The organism is Enterococcus sp. MSG3299 (assembly GCF_050555765.1).
Classification (GTDB): Bacteria; Bacillota; Bacilli; order Lactobacillales; family Enterococcaceae; genus Enterococcus; species Enterococcus faecalis.
This window is the reverse complement of the sequence record NZ_CP187869.1, coordinates 650204-669537: the sequence shown is the minus strand read 5'-3', so window position 1 is coordinate 669537 and position 19334 is coordinate 650204. Positions and strand designations below refer to the sequence as shown.

The window sequence follows — 19334 nt, the reverse complement described above, 5'->3', positions numbered from 1 at the left end:
AGACCTCCTTTTTAATTTTCTGAGTCAGGAGAAGAAGATTTTGCTTTGTCGACAATGTCCTGTAACTCTTTCAAAAACACGCTCATATCTTTGAATTGTCGATAAACACTCGCAAAGCGGATGTAGGCAATTTCATCTAGATTGACTAAATCTTCCATCACATATTCACCGATAAGCGTTGTAGAGACTTCATTTTCCCCTAAACTACGCACTCGATTTTCAACATTATCGACAATTTGAACCATTTGTTCCATAGCAACGGGTCTTTTTTCCGCAGAGCGAATGAGCCCACGCAAAATTTTATCACGATTAAATTCTTCACGATCCCCATTTTTCTTGATTACAAGTAATGGCGCCGCTTCAATTCTTTCAAATGTAGTGAACCGATAACTGCAATTTTCACATTCACGACGACGGCGAATTGCACGTCCATCATCTGCTTGACGGCTATCAATAACACGGGAATTATTATGATGACATCTTGGACAACGCATAACGTTCACCTCTTCTATTCTGTATAATTTTTGTTGCCTATATTATAACATGAAATTGCGCTATTACTAGGTCTTTAGAACTGGTTCTTAGTTGAATCTTTGCCATTCTTTAATAAAAACAAAGACTTTCACTGTTTTTTCTGAAATTTTCAAAACATTTTACGCCATTTAAAAAATATTCACTTCTTTCCAGTTTGTTCCTCTAGCCACTTCTTCACTTGTTGTTCCGTTTCTTCTCTAGTTCCTTGATTATCAAACACGATATCTGCTCGTTCTTTTTTCATTTCAATCGGCCATTGGCTAGCAATTCGTTGTTGCGCTTCTTCTTCTGTTAATTGGTTTCGGGCCATCAGACGCTCTTTTTGAATCTTTTCTGGTACATATACCACAGCAACTTGATCCATGATCGCCTCATAATGAGCTTCATAAAGCAGAGGAATATCAACAATAACCAGGGAGGCTTTCTTTTTAGCTTCTTCAATTTGACGTAAAATTTCTTTTCTTAAAAAAGGTTTCAGCGTTTCATTTAACAGCTCTCTTTTTTGAGGACTAGCGAAAATTAATTGTCCTAATTTTTTCCGATCCAATTCACCAGTTGTTAATACTATTTCTGGTCCGAAAGTTTCAACGATTGCGGCTAAGGCTGGTTGCCCTTTTGCAACAATTTCGCGGGCGATAATGTCGCCGTCAACAATTGGATAACCCGCTTTTTTAAAAAGAGCAACAACCGTACTTTTACCTGTCGCAATCCCTCCTGTAATGCCTAAAACTTTTGTCATTTCAATCGACGACCTTTCAATTGTTGGCATTGTGGACAATAATGCGTACCACGTTGTGCCACTTTTGTTTTAACAATTGGCGTACCACAACGATTGCAAGGTAAGCCTGTTTGCCCGTAGACATTCAACGCTACTTGAAAAGTCCCTGCTTCTCCTAACGCGTTTAGATAGGTGCGGATGGTGGTTCCACCTGCTTCAACAGCGCGTGCCAAGACGTCAATGATTGCTTGATACAACGTAGCAACTTCCGCAGGTTTTAAGGAATCTGCTGGTTGTTCTGGATGGATTTGCGCTTGCCAAAGTGCTTCATCTACATAAATATTCCCCAAGCCCGTCACTAGCTTTTGATCTAACAGCAATGGCTTAATTGCTTTATGATGCTTTTTCAAGCCTTGTTGAAAAGTAGCTAATTGGAAAACATCTGGTGTTGGCTCTGGGCCCAAAGCTAAAATCCCTTTATATTGATGACCTTGATTCTTAGGAACCAATGTCATACGCCCAAATTTCCGTACATCTAAATAACGTAATTGCGTGCCATCTGTAAAAGTAAACATTACATGGGTATGTTTGGCAATTTCATCATCAGCCTGATGAAACTCATATTTTCCTTCCATCCGTAAGTGAGAAATCATATCATTATCAGACAATTTAAAAATCAGAAATTTTCCTCTTCGCTCAATCCCTTCAATCGTTTGACCAGCTAATTGACCTTGAAATACATCAACTTCTGGTGATTCAATAATTCTTGGCCAAAAAACAATGACTTCTTGAATGGTTTTTCCTACAACAAGTTTTTCAAGTCCTTTTCGCACTGTTTCTACTTCTGGTAATTCTGGCATTATTTTTGCTCCTTTATATAAAGAGGTCTGAACGCTTAGATATCAACGTCCAGATCCTACTTATCCTTATTTTATTCATCGTTCTTAATGGGTAAGCTATTATTTTGCTTCATACCATGTTTTTCCCCAACTGCTATCGGTGATAAGTGGCACATGTAAGGAAACTGCGTGCTCCATCACTTCTTTGACGAGTTGATTTAATTGTTCTAATTCTGATTCTGGTACTTCAAAAACTAATTCATCGTGCACTTGTAATAACATTGTCGCTTGTAATTTTTCTTCTTTTAAACGACGCGCCATTTCAATCATCGCAATTTTTAAAATATCTGCGGCACTTCCCTGAATCGGTGTATTAATCGCTGTACGTTCAGCGAACGAACGTAGATTAAAGTTTCTTGAATTAATATCACTTAAATAACGACGGCGATGATACAATGTTTCCACATAGCCTTTGTCTTTGGCATCGCGGACAATCTCTTCCATGTACTGTTTCACGCCTGGATATTTTTCAAAATAGGTGTCAATATATTGTTGCGCTTGCTTTCTAGTAATGCCTAAGTTTTGAGACAAGCCATAATCACTGATACCATAGACAATTCCAAAATTCACCGCTTTAGCTTGACGACGCATGTTAGGTGTGACATCTTCTGCTTTTTCAACACCGAAAACTCGCATTGCAGTGCTGGCATGGATATCTTGTCCTTCCACAAATGCTTCTTTTAAATGCTCGTCATTAGAAATATGCGCGAGCACACGTAACTCAATTTGAGAGTAGTCAGAAGAGAAAATCAACCAATTATCCTCTCTTGGTACGAAGGCTTCTCTAATTTTTCGGCCTTCTTCTAAACGGATAGGAATGTTTTGTAAATTGGGATCTACTGAGCTTAATCGTCCTGTTTGTGTCAGTGTTTGTACATACCGAGTATGAATTTTATTATCTGGCTGAATTACTTTTAAGAGTCCTTCAACATAGGTCGATTGAATTTTGGCAATTTGACGATAAGTTAAAATATCTGCCACAATTGGTGCTTGTTCTTTTAGTTGTTCTAAAACATCTACCGCTGTTGAATAGCCAGTTTTCGTCTTTTTGATCACAGGTAAGCCCATTTTTTCAAATAAAATAACGCCTAATTGTTTAGGTGAATTCAAATTAAATTCTTCGCCAGCTTCTGCATAGATTTTTTCTTCGATTTCTTTCAAGCGTTCTGAAAATTCTACTTGCATTTCTTTTAAGCGCGTGGCATCAACACGGATCCCAGTTATTTCCATATCGCCTAAAATACGAGAAAGTGGTAATTCCATTTTATAGAATAAATCAGCTTGATTTTTTTCTGTTAATTCGCTATCTAATTTGCTTGTTAAAAATTGAATTGCTTTAATCTTACGTGCTAAATGACCAAAGAAAACTTCTTCGTCCTCTGGCAAGCCTTTTTTGGCCCCTTTTCCATAAATGGCTTCATCAGATTGAATCGCATCATATCCGTAATGTTGTGCTACGCCTTCAATATCCGCGTTATTGTCATTGGTATCAAGTAAATAAGCAGCCAATAAAACATCAAAGGCAATCCCTGTCATTTTTCCTACATAGCGATTTAGTGCAACGTACGTCCGTTTTGCATCATAGACATTTTTTTTACGTGTCTCATCCATCAACCAGTCGATAAATGGCTGACTTTCAAAAACAGCTAAATTATTCGTGGTATAAATCTTCTTGTTATTGCCCCAAGCAAGGCCGACAATCGGTGACGTATGATAGTTATCTTCCATCATCTCAACATAAAGAGCCATATCGTCTGTAAACATTTCATTGGTTAACTGATCTTCAACTACTTCAAATAAAATATCTTCCATTTCAACAGGTTCTTCTGTAATGTCCAACTTAGCTAAAAATTGTTTAAAGTCCATTTCTTTATAAAAAGGAACCAATTTTTCTAAGTTTTTTCCTTCATATGCCAATTCTTCCACATTGACTTCGACTGGTGCATTGACTTCAATTGTCGCTAAACGTTTAGAAAGAAAGGCTTGCTCTTTATCATTAATCAAGTTTTCTTTCATTTTGCTTTTTTTCATTTCATCAATATTCTCATAAACCCCTTCAACTGAGCCATATTGTTTTAACAGCTTAATCGCGGTTTTCTCACCGATTTTCGTTACACCTGGAATGTTATCCGACGTGTCGCCAGCCAACCCTTTCATATCAATAATTTGCTTAGGCGTTAACCCATCATATTTTTCAGCAATATGCTCAGGCGTATATGATTCAATATCGCTAACTCCTTTAACAGTGATATCTACTTTGACAGTGTCCGTCGCTAATTGTGTCAAATCTCGGTCCCCTGATAACACGACAACATCAAATTCATCTTTATCAACTTTGTTGGCTAATGTACCAATAATATCATCTGCTTCATAGTTAGGTAGTTCATAATATTTTACGCCTAAACCTTCTAAAAGTTCACGAATATACGGCATTTGTTCTTTAAATTCCCCAGGTGTTTTTGAACGTCCGGCTTTATATTCTGAATAAAATTCTGTTCTGAATGTGGTTTTCCCTGCATCAAAAGCGACTAAAACATGAGTAGGCATTTCTTTTTGCATTACATTTTCAAACATATTGTTAAATGCATAAATAGCATTTGTATGCAAGCCGTTCTTATTTTTGAATCGTTCTAATGAGTTATGTAGCGCAAAAAATGCACGAAAGGCTACACTGTTTCCATCAACGAGTAATAATTTTTTTTTGGTCATTTTTTTCCCCTCATCTTTAGCAAACTAGTTTCCTTTCTATTTTAACAAAAAACTACAGAATTTGCAGTAGACGGCGATTGCAGAATGAAAGAAAAAGGTATTTGACATAGTTCCTTAGTGACAACTATATCAAATACCAAAATCAATCAGCAATACACGCTGGATCTTCACAAGTATGAGAATCTTTTTACGGCAAAACATTTCCCGCTGCACGATAAATATCGTACCAATCTTCGCGACTAATCACAATGTCTGCTGCTTTAGCAATTTCTTCAATTCTACCAAGATTCATACTTCCTGCGATGACTTGCATATTAGCAGGGTGGCGCAGAATCCAGCTGCTGGCTAAGCCAGTTGGCGTTGTTTGATATTTTTCAGCCAATTCGCTTAATTTTTGATTTAACTCAGGGAATTTTTCATTTCCAATAAAGACACCTTCAAAATAACCATATTGGTACGGTGACCATGCTTGAATAGTCATTTGTTTCAAACGTGAATAATCTAAAATACCATGATCATAATCAATGCTTCCTGATATTTCCATATTTGTTTGTAAGCCTTGATCCACCATGCCAGTATGCTTGATGCCAAATTGTAATTGATTGGCTAATAACGGTTGTTTAACAGCTGTTTTTAAAAGTTCAATTTGTCCTGGCGTTTGGTTACTTACACCAAAATAGCGAACTTTCCCTTGTTTTTCTAATAAATGAAAAGCTTCAGCTACTTCTTCTGGTTCCACTAAAGTATCTGGACGATGCAACAATAATGCATCGACTGAATCTACACCTAAACGCTGTAAACTCCCTTCGACCGCTTCTAAAATATGTGCTTTTGAAAAGTCAAAAAAGCCCTGACGAATCCCACATTTCGTTTGTATAAAAATATCTTCACGACGAATGGTACTTTCTTTTAAGGCCTTACCAAAAATGGTTTCGCAGTCGCCGCCACCATAAATGTCGGCGTGATCAAAAAATGTAATGCCATGATCATAAGCAGTTTCAATTACCTGTTGAGGATTTTCAGCACCATTTAAGCGCATACATCCTAAGATAACCGAAGAAACTGTTTCGTCACTTGTACCAAATTGCAGTTGTTTCATTTTAATATCCTCCTCATCCATTCCTCTTACTTCTTCATTTTAACACTATTTAGACAAAATTGGACTTCTTACGATAGATTCGCTTCGACTTTTTCAAAAAAAGCAGGAGATAATTCCTCTGGCAAATAAACAACTGTCTCAGAAGAAAGCGCTACGTTCATCTGAAACAAATGATTGACAATTAAGAGGTGTGCTTGGTGAAGTTGATACGCTGGTTTTCCATGAATAATTGTAATATTCTTTTTTTCACTGAAATAGCTTTTTATAGATTGCCCCAACGCTTGTTCCTTTTCTGGAGGAAAGTCCGTCAATAGGCAAATAATATATTTTTTTTCATATAAAATCGGGTCAAATAAATCTAGGATGTGATAAAAATAGCAACTCGTCAATTCCCTTTCTTTTACTGAAGTAAAGACTGGATACAGGCGCTTTAAAAGCCTAATTAGTTTCTGTAATCTGTGCCAAGTTTGATGATAACGTACAGCGAGTGTTTGTTCCTGTTTATGAGCTGGCAACCATGCTTGTCCGTCTAATAAACTATTCATATGCGTACTTAAAAATCGACATAAATGAATTTCTTGATAATTAAAATGATGTTGTGTAAAATTTCTCCTAATTTCTTTCATAATAAAAATAGCTGTTTTTAAGCATAAACTTTCTATTTTCATTTGCTCATGAATAAAATACTTTCGCGCTCTCTTGCCAAAACAACCACCAAAATGTGCTTCAAGAATCACAAATAACGCTTTTTGTTCTTTAAGAGACATAAAAGAAGTGCTCAACACTTCCACACGAAATAAATAAAAAAAAGCACTTGTTTGTTGAAATAAATTAGCATTTGGCACTGAAATTTCATGCCCGCCTCTGTATCGTCTCTCCCAAATATAAATTAGCCAACTAAGATGATTCTGTTGTGCTACATTTAAATCCAACTCAAAAAAGGTAATGATTTTCCGAGTCATTTCTCTGTTTTCTTCCAGACAGCTTTCTTGAAAAAACAAATAAAAACAAAGGATTAACTGTCGAATTTGCCATTCATTGCCAGTTAAATCGTAATGTTTTTGACGTACAATAATATCAAAATTAACTAGCCAACGTCGAATATTAGAAAGTTTCTTCCGAAGAGTTGATTCCTGTAATCCCAATACCTGGGTCAATTGCGCATAATTGATTCGCTCTTCAATTAGACAACGTAAAATATAAAATTCGGGAATAAAATAACAAAATTTTTGTCTAAATCGAGCCAAGCCACAAACGCATAATTCACGATATTTTACAATTCCTTTGGTCGTTGTATAAATCTTACAAAGCCCTTCTATCTTAAACGTTTCCTGCTTTTTTTCAAAACGTTGAATGTAACAATGGATTGTTTTGTCGCTCACCTTTAGTTTTTCTGCAGCCATCAAAACAGAAAATGTCTGCTCTTGTTGCAGTAAATCCAACAATTCCAACATATTTTTATGTTCAAAAGACAATAATTCCTTGAAATCCATATATCGTCCCCTTTCACTCCCTTGTTATAAGAATACGTCAAATAAGGCAAAAATTTTTTTAAGAAGAAAAAAATAGAGAACAAAAAGTATTGATTACTTTCCGCTCTCTACAATTATATCGAATTATTTTTTTGAAATATGCAGTGTCATAGCATTTGCTGCTACAATAATTGTACTTAATGACATCAAGACAGCACCTACAGCTGGATTTAAAACAATCCCAATTGGTGCAAGAACCCCAGCCGCTAAAGGAATGGCGACAATATTGTACCCAGCTCCCCACCAAAGATTTTGGATCATTTTACGTCGTGTTTGTTTGGCTAAATCTAAGAACCTTAAAATATCTTTAGGATCACTATCCGTCAGTACAACATCTGCCGAATCAATCGCTACATCTGTACCAGCGCCTATCGCAATGCCAATTGAAGCACGGGCTAAACTTGGTGCATCGTTAATACCGTCTCCTACCATCATGACCTGATGTCCCTCAGTAAGATATTGTTGCACAATTTTTTCTTTATCTTCTGGTAAGAGCTCTGCGTAGTATTCCTTCATTCCTAAATAATTAGCAACTGCACTGGCGGCTGTTTGATTATCCCCTGTTAACATGACTGGCGTAATTCCTTGCGCTTGTAACTCTGCAATAAATGTTTTAGCTTCTGGTTTGACTTTATCTCCTAAAGCAAGCAGTGCGACTAATTGACCAGCGATGATTAAATAGCTCAAGGTATTTCCTTGCTCTTGATAGTTTGTTTTAATTGTTTCATCAAAGGTTAACTGTAACCGTGCAACTTCTTTTTCATTGACTATTTTGACTTCTTGGTTTTGAACAGTAGCAACCAGTCCTACGCCTGATAAAGCTTGCAGATTATGGGCTTCATAAGGTTGAACGGCTTGTTTATTTAAATAGTTCATGATCCCAATTGCCAACGGATGATTTGCATTTTTTTCCAATGCCCCAATATATTTAAGTGCTTCTTCTCTAGTAAACTGCTTACTCATTAATTCTAAGCCAGTAACTGTAAATTGTCCTTCTGTTAAAGTTCCAGTTTTATCCAGCAACACATATTCAACCTTATTGGCTTGTTCTAATGCGTTCCGATTTTTTAAAAGTAAGCCATTTTTAGCAGCAATGGAGGTACTTCTAGCAATCACTAAAGGAATTGCTAAGCCTAACGCATGGGGACAGGCAATAATAAAAACTGTAACCATTCGTTCAAATGCTAGCGACAAATCTTTCGTTACGAGTAACCAACCGATAAATGCTAACACACCTACGAATAAGGCAATATAGAATAACCACTTGGCTACACGGTCTGAAATGGATTCTAGTTTTGATTTTTCCGATTGCGCTTGTTTAACCATCTCCATAACTTTTGACAGGTAACTATTTTCACCCGTGCCAGTTACCGAAATTTCAATCATTCCGTTGCCATTGACAGCTCCACCAATCACGGAGTCGCCAATGTTTTTTTCTACTGTTTTTGATTCCCCTGTAACCATCGATTCGTCGACTGTTGTGCTTCCTTTCAAAATTTTACCGTCTGTCGGAATTTTATCTCCCGAACGAACAATCAAGCGATCGCCTTCTTGAACATCTTGCAAAGGAATTTCTTCTTCCCCATGTTCAGTCATTCGTTTGACTGTGTCAGGTAACAGTTCAGCCATTTTTTTCAAGGCATCACCAGCATTAGAAATAGCATTCATTTCAATCCAATGGCCTAAAAGCATAATAACAATCAGAGTGGCTAATTCCCAGAAAAAGTCCATCACGTGGGCCTGATTCGTAAAATGATTCATGTAAAACGCATATAGGCTGTAAAAATATGATACCGAAATCCCCATCGCAATTAACGTCATCATTGCTGGACTCTTTTGCTGTAGTTCCATTTTAGCGCCACTTAAAAATGGTTGTCCACCATAAAAAAATAGCACAGTTGCTAAAATTAAGACCAACCAATCAGAACCTGGAAAAGTAAATTGAAAAGGTAATTGAAAACCCATCATTGGTGAAAGAACAATAATCGGAATAGCTAAAATCAATGACAGCCAGAATTTTTGTTTAAAATTCCCCATATGCATTGAATGATCCATTCCCTTCATTCCTTCATGTTGGTGTGACATAGCCATTTGTTCATGCGCCATATCATGATTCATGTAATTCATTTTATCGTGGGACATTGTTGGCTGTTTTTCCTGGTGTTGTTCATGATTATGTTTTGCTGACATATGATCCCTTCTCTTCTTAAGTATTTTCATCTTAAGCATAGCACAAGATGAAAATTGTTAGAAATAATTACTTTTTTTAGTTTAGAAAAAAAAAGAGCCGAATTTTGCGTATGTATATTTTAAGAACACCTTATCCTCATATTTATTACAAAAGGAGTGTTTCAATGAAAATTACTACAAAGCAAGTCGGGGCACGCATGCGTGAAGCTCGAAAAAAGAAGAAGTACACTTTACGTTATTTAGCCAATAAAATTGGTTTATCTAGTGGAAGTACAATTAGTAACTGGGAACTAGGTTTGAATTTACCCAATAAACGATACTTAAAAAAAATCGCTAAAGCCTGCGATACAACAGTAGATTGGCTACTTTATGGTGATTTCGATCGATTTGTGCGCCAGCTATTAAAAGAAAATTTTCAAAATAAACAACTGCTAAAACCACCTTTTTTTACTCAGTTGATGGTACGTTTATCTGAAGAACAGCTATCCTATCACGATTCCTTAAAAATTATGATTCAAACGCAAAAGTTACAGCAGTCCTTTTATGCTTTTCCGTTAACAGTAGAAGCCCCCTCTCATTCCCAAGAGAGTATTTCTATTTATGAACCAACAACTGCAGAAGAACAGTCTGACCAATCTTATTATCATCCGTTTATTTTGTCAGAACTCCATGAATTATTTACACATTCTCAAAATCCAGAATTAGATTATTCTCTGATTATCGCTTTTCTTCCTTTGTTAAAAGTAGATCAATTAACTGAACCTCAAAAAGAAGTCTTACTGGCCATCTTTAAGCGGATGAATTCCTTTAAAGACCAAACGCTTTTAAATGAATTCTTTGTGGAATTACAGTATTTACTCTGATTCTACAAAAAAGATTGAGCCATGTATCTCAAGGACTTAGGCTCAATCTTTTAGTTAAATTTCTTCTATTTATGAACGATTCTTTCGTTCGACTAAGTGCGTTTTCCGTTGTGGGCCAATGATTAAAGGAACGGATTCATATTTGACTTCACTGTATTCCAAGCCAAACCAACTTTCAGGAGAGGTAGTTAAGTTTTTGATAGCTAATTTTGCCTGCATAATTTGTCGATCCCATTTTTTCAGTTCAGAAACGTTAGATAATTCTTCTTGAATTAATACAAATTGGAAATCGCCAACTTCTCTCCCTGGCGTTAATGAATAACGTTGTGGCTGTTTTGGCAAGCGCCCTGTTTTCATCAAGTCATGAACAATTTGTCTTAAATATACATTCACTTCTTGAGAAATATGGAAGCCTAAATATAGCTGAACTTGCACAATAAAATCAGTTCCTAGCATGTCAACAGAATACTCTTGAGTAAAGGGTTCATCTGTTACCTGAACATTAACAAACCAATAAACATTCGCTCGTTTTGGTTGTTTGTCTAAAATCGAATAAATAATATTACGATTAATTTCGCCGTCCACTCGATCAGAGGTTAAAAAGACCACGTTGGTTTGATACATAGGTACAGATGTATCTTCTTTCAAAGCTTTAAGTTGTGGTACATATTTTTCCAACGACACTTGTTCCGCCGTTGCTTCTTTAATCTCGTTGCCGCGTTCCCAAATAATCATGATGCATAACAAGAAGACTGCCATTCCCACAGCAACATATCCACCATGGAAAAACTTCGCAGCACTTGAAAAGAAAAAGACAACTTCAATGGCAGCAAAGAACAAGGAAATTAGATACGCAGACCAAGCTGGAATTTTATCCAAAAGATAAAACAACAATAAAATGGTTGTCATTAACATCGTAATCGTAATCGATAGACCATACGCAGCTTCCATGTGTGTCGATGTTCTAAAAGCCAGCACGATTGCTGAACAAGCTAACCACAAAATTAAATTTACCGCTGGAATATACATTTGACCGATATTGCTCCCAGGATAAATAATTTTAAGTCTTGGTAATAACTTCAATTTAATCGCTTCAGAAACTAAAGTATACGAACCTGATATTAACGCTTGCGAAGCAATCACTGCGGCGATTGTTGCAAAAACAACGCCAAATACGAGAATACCTCGTGGAATCATTTGGAAAAATGGGTTAATTTCAGCTAATGCCTGCATTTCAGGGTTTTCTTTGACCGTTAACAACCACGCAGCTTGCCCTAAATAATTAAGAATCAAACAAATCTTAATATACGGCCAGCTAATGCGGATATTCATTTTTCCTACATGCCCTAAATCAGAATATAAAGCTTCAGCACCAGTTGTAGCCAAGAAAATATTCCCTAAAATAAATAGACCTAATTTATTTTCTGGACTGACTAGTAATTGCAAAGCATAATATGGATTTAATGCACGAATAACCGTCCAATCTTGGCTAAAATTCATTAAACCAATGATGCCTAAAAAAGTAAACCACAAGAACATAATCGGCCCAAAAGCTTTCCCGACCAATTCTGTTCCAAATCGTTGAACAGAAAAAAGAATTAAAATAATCGTCAACGTAATAACCACTATAATCGTTTGGTCATTGCCAAAACGTTCAAAAAATGCTGGAATCCCCCGTAAGCCTTCAATCGCTGTCGTCACTGTCACAGCTGGGGTCAAAACGCCATCAGCCAGTAAAGCGGCTCCTCCAATCATTGCGGGAATAATCAAATACTTACTTTTTTTACGAACCAATGTATAAAGAGAGAAAATCCCACCTTCTCCATGGTTATCAGCATTTAAAGCAATAACAACATATTTAATCGTGGTTAAGATAGTCAATGTCCAAAAAATTAATGAGACCGAACCTAAAATAAACGATTCAGAGACCCGTGCCAAGCCACCATTATCTCCTACAATGGCTTTCATTACATATAAAGGGCTCGTTCCAATATCTCCATAGACAACGCCCATGGCAACTAAGATTCCTGCCATCGTAAATTTCCGACGATCAAACCCCTCTGTTTTGTGTAACACAATACTTTCCTCCTACAAAAGAAATGACTTCGTTTAGTTTAACCAACAGCTCCATAAAAACTTTTAAAACTCTTTATTATATAACGTTTTATATATCTTTTTCATTAGTCAAAAAGCGCTTTTTGACTAACGATGCTACTCACTATAATACGTTTTAAATCGTTTAGCAAGTCTTTTTATTAGAGAATGTTCATCTTAGATAAGAAACCCACCTATTTTGAAAAAAGAAAAATCAAAAATAAGTGGGGCAGCAGTCGAAACGACTGCTGCCCCACTTGCTAACTATTAAGATAATTTTCTGAACAAAGGTAGCTCCTTTTATTCCTGTTAAATTTAAATCACTTCTTCTTCCTCTTCGACTTCAGAGAAATGGAACTTAATCATTTCATTGACGAAAATTGGCACAAAGGATAGGAAAATTGCTAACATCCAATGATTTAAACTAATATGCACTAATCCAAATAGTTCTTGTGTGAATGGTAATAAAGCAATGGTTGTGGTAATTAGTAATGCTAAAACGACCATTTCAAAGAGCGACTTGTTGCTTGATAATTTTACACGGAAAACAGAGTTCGCACTACGAACATTAAAGACATGTAAGATAGAGGAATAAGCTAAGATTAAAAATGCCACTGTTTGTCCAACTTCATAGCTGTTTGAAACATAGGCTGAAACACCTGGTACAAAGGCACCTAGGTAAAAACCAAACAAAGTAATGACTGTGAACACTGCTGCATTAATCCCAATCTTTTGCCATAAGCCTCGTGCAAAAATCCCTTCGTTTTTAGGGATTGGTGCCTCATCCATAATTCCTTTTTCCGCTGGTTCTTTTCCTAATGCAAAACCAGGTAACCCATCTGCGACCACGTTAACAAACAACAGTTGAACTGCAGTAAATGGCGCACCCCAACCAAGTAACATGGCAATTAAAACAATAAAAATCTCAGAAATATTACAGCTTAACAAGAAGTTAATGGCTTTACGAATATTTCGGTACACGGCACGTCCTTGCGCAACCGCATCAACAATAGTTGCAAAGTTATCGTCCGTCAAAATCATATCTGAAGCGCCTTGGGCCACATCTGTTCCAGTAATCCCCATTGCGCAACCGACATCACTAGCTTTCAAGGCTGGCGCATCATTCACGCCATCTCCGGTCATTGCTACAACAGCGCCAGAACGTTGCCATGATTGAACAATTCGAATTTTATCTTCAGGGGTTACACGTGCATAAACGGATAAATCTTTAACCCGTTTATCTAATTCTTCATCACTCATTTTTTTCAGTTCTGAACCAGATAAGGCTTCACTTTTATCTTTTAAAATTCCTAATTCTTTAGCAATTGCACTGGCTGTTACCACGTGATCACCAGTAATCATGACTGTTTTAATTCCAGCTTTTTTCGCACGAGCAATGGCGCCCTTACTTTCTGGACGTGGTGGATCAATCATGCCAATTAAGCCTAACAAGCGAAGATTTTTTTCTAAAGCCTCCGATGTAATTTCCTTGGGTGGTTCATCATATACGGCATAACCGACAGCAATAACTCGTAACGCTCGTTTTCCGAAACGATCATTAACAATAGCCGCTTGATCGACATCTCCGAAACCAAAACGAGGTAGTAACACATCAAAGGCTCCTTTAGTAATTGAGATGTACTTTTTCCCCCATTGATGGACCGTAGTCATCATTTTTCGTTCTGAATCAAAGGGAATTTCACCAATACGAGGATATTTTTCTTCAAGTTCTTCTTTCGTATGATAATTTTCTTCGACAGCACGAACAATTGCCGCTTCTGTCGGATTTCCTGTAACAGTTAATTCATCGCCTTCTTTTTCCACAATGACATCTGTACATAAAGCAGCCATTTTCAGTACTTCCATGGCTTCATCGGTCATGGCATCTTCCGTATCCGTTACTTCATCACCACGATGCCATACTCGGCGGACGCGCATTTTATTTTGTGTCAGTGTTCCTGTCTTATCAGAACAGATAACATTCGCAGTTCCTAGCGTTTCTACTGCTGGCAATCGACGAATAATCGCATGTTTCTTAGCCATTTTTTGAACACCATATGCTAAGGTTAACGTTACAATCACGGTTAGTGTTTCTGGTACAGCTGCCACCGCTAAGGAAACGGCTGTCATAAACATTTCAAGAAGCGGTTCTCCTTGCAGTTCACCAATAATGAAAACAATTGCTGCAGCCCCTAAGGCTAACAAACTAATACGTTTGCCTAATTGATTCAAGCGTTTTTGTAATGGTGTTTTTTGCTGATCGCTGTTATTCAGTAACCCAGCAATTTTACCCATTTCCGTATTCATTCCTGTTGCAGTTACTACTGCTCGTCCGCGGCCATTCACAACGGTACAGCCTTTGAAAATCATATTTATTTGATCTCCTAAGCCATCATCGTCATGCCCCACGTATGTAGGATCTTTTTCAACAGGTTCACTTTCACCTGTTAGTGCTGACTCTTCTACGCGCATTTGAGAAGCTTGAATAAGTCGTGCATCGGCTGTAATCATTGAACCAGCTTCAAGAACTAGAACATCTCCTACTACTAGTTCTTCAGCATCGACTTCGATTACCTTGCCATCTCGTAAGACTGCACTACTTTGCTTGTTCATGTCTTGTAAAGCCGCCAGAGATTTTTCAGCATTTCCTTCTTGAACAATGGCTAAAACAGCATTGATAATCACAATTGCAATAATTAAGATTCCTTCAAAATATTCGCCATGTTCTGTTACGATTGCTGTATAAAACGAAATTGCCGCAGCAACTAATAAAATAATCGTCGTAAAATCAGATAAACTGTGAATAAATTTCTTTAACACAGAATCCTTCTTAGCCTCTTCAAATTGATTGCGGCCATTTTCTTTCAGCCGTTGTTGGGCCTCTTGTTGTGTTAAACCAGTTTCAGTATTGACTGAAACTTCTTTTGTGACAGTATCGACAGATTGCTTGTAAGCTTCCATCCTATTCCCCCTCTAATTTTTTCTTCCTATATAATAGTGTCTCTATTAAATATAACATGATTTTTTTTGAACACGCAACTTTTTTCATCTTTGGCTTAGCGTTCTCTCATATGTCCAGAAAAAACTGGTATTTTCGTTGTTGCTACAGCAATGTTTCTATTTAATTATGGGAATTTTATGAAAAAGGAAACGAATTCAGCCAAAAAGCAATGGACATTTTTTTCATTTTGTCTGATAAAAAAATAGTTTATTTCTATATATTCAAAACAAAACAACAAAAAAATACAATGTTATTTGGTTCGCACGATTATTTATTTTACATGTTATAAAATAACCAGAAAAATATTATATTTAATCTTATTAATAAGTGTTATAACTTGCAAACGCTTCCAAAAAGTGCTATTCTTTAAGTGTAAGGAGGACATGCAAATCAATTGGTTGAAGATTTTCTCAGTAGATAAAAATCGGTAAACTCAAAGTTGTTAGAATTGCAAGATTCACCTGTAAACAATACGTGTAGAGTAATTGTTAGTGATAACTCGTATCGGAAAATAGGGAAAGGTTATAGAAGGATGGAGTTTCTATAAAGCATTTACCCTATCTGTTATCACCTAACGCAAGTTATCCACCATCCAAGCGTCGAAACTGTATGAAAACAAGGTTTTAGTTTCACCACATCACGTTCACCTTTTGCTTTACATGTATCGCGAAATGTAAACACTTATTCAACCAATTGATGTCCTCCCGTTAACAAGGCCGAGCTTAAATTTAAGCTCGGTTTTTTCTTTTAGGCAATAAAATATATTTGTATCAAATAATCATATGTGTTATATTCAAGGTGCACATTCTATTTTATCTTCTTTTAAAGGAGGGAATGCTATGCGAAAAAAGAAAAAATCTTCGTTTGAAAGTTCAATTCATGTTTATCGTGCTATGGCTCGTATGACCCAGCAAGATTTGGCCAATCGAGTCGGTGTCTCTCGACAAACAATTATTCAGCTGGAACGAAACAAGTACAATCCTTCATTACTTCTTGCGCATGACATCGCGAACGTCTTTGGCGTAACCATTGATGATGTGTTCACCTTCAAAGAAACACTGAATGACGATGTAGAACAAGAAGCCTAAACAGTATAAGCTGTACTTAACAAGACAATTTTTCTGATTGTACTTGGAGTTGCCGAGGTACAACTTAGTACCGGCAATACGAAGAAAGCATTTCTTCGTATTGTTGTTTCAATAATTAATCTTTTCTTACATAAAAAAAGAACGGCGCAACCGTGGTTGCGTCGTTCTTTTTATTCTAAGATTGTCTACTAAGCATTTTTGCTCTAGTAGCGTTTTGGTTTCTAACTTTATTATTTACAGGGGAAGAAAAAATAAAGCACACCTTTACTGTGATTCCAAAAATCACGTGTTTATCATAATATATTTTTGTTTCAATCCCAAGTATTCTGCTCACAAAGTGTCGCTTATTTAATAAACATTGCATCGCCAAAACTAAAGAAACGATATTTTTCCTCAATAGCATGTTGATAAGCAGCCAATGTTAAGTCTTTTCCTGCAAAAGCACTCACAAGCATCACTAACGTAGACTTTGGTAAATGGAAGTTCGTTGAAAAAGCCTCTACGACTTTAAATTGATACCCTGGTGTGATAAAAATATCGGTCCAGCCACTGTCAGCCTGGATTTCACCATTAAATTTTGTGCCAATTGTTTCCAACGTACGAATAGAAGTTGTTCCAACGGCAACAATCCGACCGCCTGCTTGGCGCACTTCATTTAATTGCTTAGCCGCTTCTTCAGTTAAACGATAGAATTCGCTATGCATATGATGTTCTTCTATATTATCAACGCTCACGGGACGGAATGTTCCTAAACCGACATGTAACGTTAAATAAACGAGATGAACACCTTTTGCTTTGATCTCTTCTAATAGTTCTTTTGTAAAATGCAAACCCGCTGTTGGTGCTGCAGCTGAACCATTTTCTTCAGCATAAACCGTTTGATAACGATCTGGGTCATCTAGACGTTCTTTGATATATGGCGGCAATGGCATTTCTCCTAACGATTCTAAAATTTCTAAGAAAATACCATCATATTTAAATTCAATGATTCGACCACCATGTTCCAACTCTTCTTTAACCACCGCTTTTAGGCGACCATCGCCAAATTGAATTTCCGTGCCGACTTTTGCACGTTTCGCGGGTTTAATCAAGGTTTCCCATGTATCGCCTTCTGTATTTGTTAAAAGTAAAACTTCCAAATGACCGCCTGTTTCAGGTTTTTCTCCATATAAACGGGCCGGCAGTACCCGTGTATTATTCATGACTAATGCATCCCCAGGCTGTAATTCATCAAGAATATCATGGAAATGTTTATCCTCCATGTCCCCTGTTTCTTTATTTACAACTAATAATCGTGAACTAGCGCGATCTTTTAGTGGGGTTTGAGCAATTAATTCTTCTGGTAAATCAAAATCAAAATCTTCTGTACTTAGCATTTCCGTCACTCTTTCTACTAGTTTTTATCTTGGTTATTCTAACACTTTTTCTTGTTTCTGGCTATGTCAGCCTTCTGAATCAAACTAAATAGTTGTCAAAAAATGTCAGAAGCACTATACTTACTTTAAGTAAGTATACATAGTTATTTAGAGGAGGAACTCAAAATGCATGCTCAATTTCATCATGTTTCACTATTAGCGCGTCATGGCCAAGAAAACCAATCATTCTATACAAAATTGTTAGGCTTACGTTTTGTCAAAAATACCGTAAATCAAGACAATAATCGCATGCCTCATTATTTTTATGGCGATTATCAAGGCACACCGGGAAGCTTAGTAACTTTTTTTATCGTGCCCTTATTAGGCAACCGCTATGAAGAAAAAAATTATTTAGCCACGATTGGCTTAAAAATTCCCCAAAATAGCCTTTCCTTTTGGGAACAACGTTTAACAGAAAACAAAATTCCATTTAACAAAAAAGAAAAGAGCCTACATTTCAGTGATCCAGATGATACGCATATTATCCTGACAGAAGTTCCTGAAAATCCATTAAAAGAAACACTCGTTGTTTCTAACGACATTCCAGCAGCGGTTCAAATTATCGGTTTGGCCTCTACTGAATTTCATGTGCCAGATTCTGAAAAAACCTTGGCCTTTTTTGAAACATTTCTTGGTTGGCAAGCAGTTGGCAATACGATTATTTTAAGTGAGACGGAAAGCTTTTCTGTTCATCAAACAACGTCGGATAAAACAAGCCGAATGGGGCGTGGCAGTATGGATCATATTGCTTTTTCTGTGGCTGATGATGAAGCATTACAAGAACTACACACGCGCGCTTTAGCACAAGGCTGGAAAATTGAAATGTATGTAAGTCGTGGATATTTTAAAAGTTTATACATTCGTGAACCAGGCGGGAATCGGGTTGAATTTGCTACTTTGACTCCTGGCTTTACATTGGATGAGCCTCTGGAACATTTAGGGGAAACGTTGGCTTTACCGCCTTTTTTAGAACCAAAACGGACTGCAATTGAAGCCAACCTCTACAAAGACATGTAACCAACGCTTTAGAAAACAACGGAAGACGGACGTAATAATCGGTGACAAAATTACGTCCGTCTCTCTTCCCCTATGTTTGAATGTTTGAACAAGAGAATAAAAAATGACCTTCAGATTTTTCTGAACGTCATTGCACATTCCATAAAAAGCATCCTTCGTTCTTCCACTTCTTACT

Annotated in this window: 13 protein-coding genes; 3 read left to right on the top strand and 10 right to left on the bottom strand. The window is 36.8% G+C overall.

What is annotated here, in order from left to right; translation table 11 throughout:
• Positions 1-11: 11 nt before the first annotated feature.
• The 7 genes from nrdR to IGL23_RS03310 form a co-directional block, all read right to left on the bottom strand.
• A complete protein-coding gene (gene nrdR / locus IGL23_RS03340; RefSeq protein WP_002381296.1) occupies positions 12-494 on the bottom strand; it encodes a transcriptional regulator NrdR in 483 nt (160 codons plus the stop codon).
• Between the two features lie 179 nt (positions 495-673).
• Positions 674-1273, bottom strand: a complete 600-nt coding sequence (coaE, locus tag IGL23_RS03335) for a dephospho-CoA kinase (RefSeq protein ID WP_002358808.1) — start codon at positions 1271-1273, stop codon at positions 674-676.
• A complete protein-coding gene (gene mutM, locus IGL23_RS03330) occupies positions 1270-2112 on the bottom strand; it encodes a DNA-formamidopyrimidine glycosylase (RefSeq protein WP_002355756.1) in 843 nt (280 codons plus the stop codon). Before mutM ends, coaE begins: the two co-directional genes overlap by 4 nt.
• A gap of 99 nt (positions 2113-2211) precedes the next feature.
• The gene (polA, locus tag IGL23_RS03325) at positions 2212-4860 is read right to left on the bottom strand and encodes a DNA polymerase I (protein ID WP_033595118.1); all 2649 of its coding nucleotides are present in this window, start codon (positions 4858-4860) and stop codon (positions 2212-2214) included.
• Between the two features lie 187 nt (positions 4861-5047).
• Positions 5048-5959, bottom strand: coding sequence for an aldo/keto reductase (locus IGL23_RS03320; protein WP_002355754.1), 912 nt, complete (start codon positions 5957-5959; stop codon positions 5048-5050).
• A 68-nt stretch (positions 5960-6027) separates the two neighbouring features.
• Complete coding sequence (locus tag IGL23_RS03315) at positions 6028-7452, bottom strand: helix-turn-helix domain-containing protein (protein WP_033595116.1); 1425 nt, start codon at positions 7450-7452, stop codon at positions 6028-6030.
• A gap of 123 nt (positions 7453-7575) precedes the next feature.
• Complete coding sequence (locus IGL23_RS03310; RefSeq protein WP_033595114.1) at positions 7576-9720, bottom strand: heavy metal translocating P-type ATPase; 2145 nt, start codon at positions 9718-9720, stop codon at positions 7576-7578.
• 125 nt (positions 9721-9845) lie between these two features.
• Between IGL23_RS03310 and IGL23_RS03305 the strand changes: the two genes are divergently transcribed.
• Positions 9846-10544, top strand: coding sequence for a helix-turn-helix domain-containing protein (locus IGL23_RS03305; RefSeq protein WP_033595112.1), 699 nt, complete (start codon positions 9846-9848; stop codon positions 10542-10544).
• A 69-nt stretch (positions 10545-10613) separates the two neighbouring features.
• Here IGL23_RS03305 and IGL23_RS03300 read toward each other — a convergent pair whose 3' ends face one another.
• A complete protein-coding gene (locus IGL23_RS03300; RefSeq protein ID WP_033595110.1) occupies positions 10614-12620 on the bottom strand; it encodes a KUP/HAK/KT family potassium transporter in 2007 nt (668 codons plus the stop codon).
• Positions 12621-12953: 333 nt separating this feature from the next.
• Positions 12954-15599, bottom strand: a complete 2646-nt coding sequence (locus IGL23_RS03295; RefSeq protein ID WP_002355749.1) for a calcium-translocating P-type ATPase, PMCA-type — start codon at positions 15597-15599, stop codon at positions 12954-12956.
• A gap of 822 nt (positions 15600-16421) precedes the next feature.
• Between IGL23_RS03295 and IGL23_RS03290 the strand changes: the two genes are divergently transcribed.
• Entirely contained in the window at positions 16422-16727 is a 306-nt protein-coding gene (locus tag IGL23_RS03290) for a helix-turn-helix transcriptional regulator (RefSeq protein ID WP_002355748.1), read from the top strand.
• A 344-nt stretch (positions 16728-17071) separates the two neighbouring features.
• Here IGL23_RS03290 and queA read toward each other — a convergent pair whose 3' ends face one another.
• Positions 17072-18103 carry a tRNA preQ1(34) S-adenosylmethionine ribosyltransferase-isomerase QueA gene (queA, locus tag IGL23_RS03285; RefSeq protein ID WP_002355747.1) on the bottom strand — a complete coding sequence of 344 codons (1032 nt, stop codon included), beginning with the start codon at positions 18101-18103 and terminating at the stop codon, positions 17072-17074.
• A gap of 165 nt (positions 18104-18268) precedes the next feature.
• On the opposite strand from queA, the gene IGL23_RS03280 reads away from it, so the two are divergent.
• Entirely contained in the window at positions 18269-19159 is an 891-nt protein-coding gene (locus tag IGL23_RS03280) for a ring-cleaving dioxygenase (protein WP_033595108.1), read from the top strand.
• Positions 19160-19334: the final 175 nt, after the last annotated feature.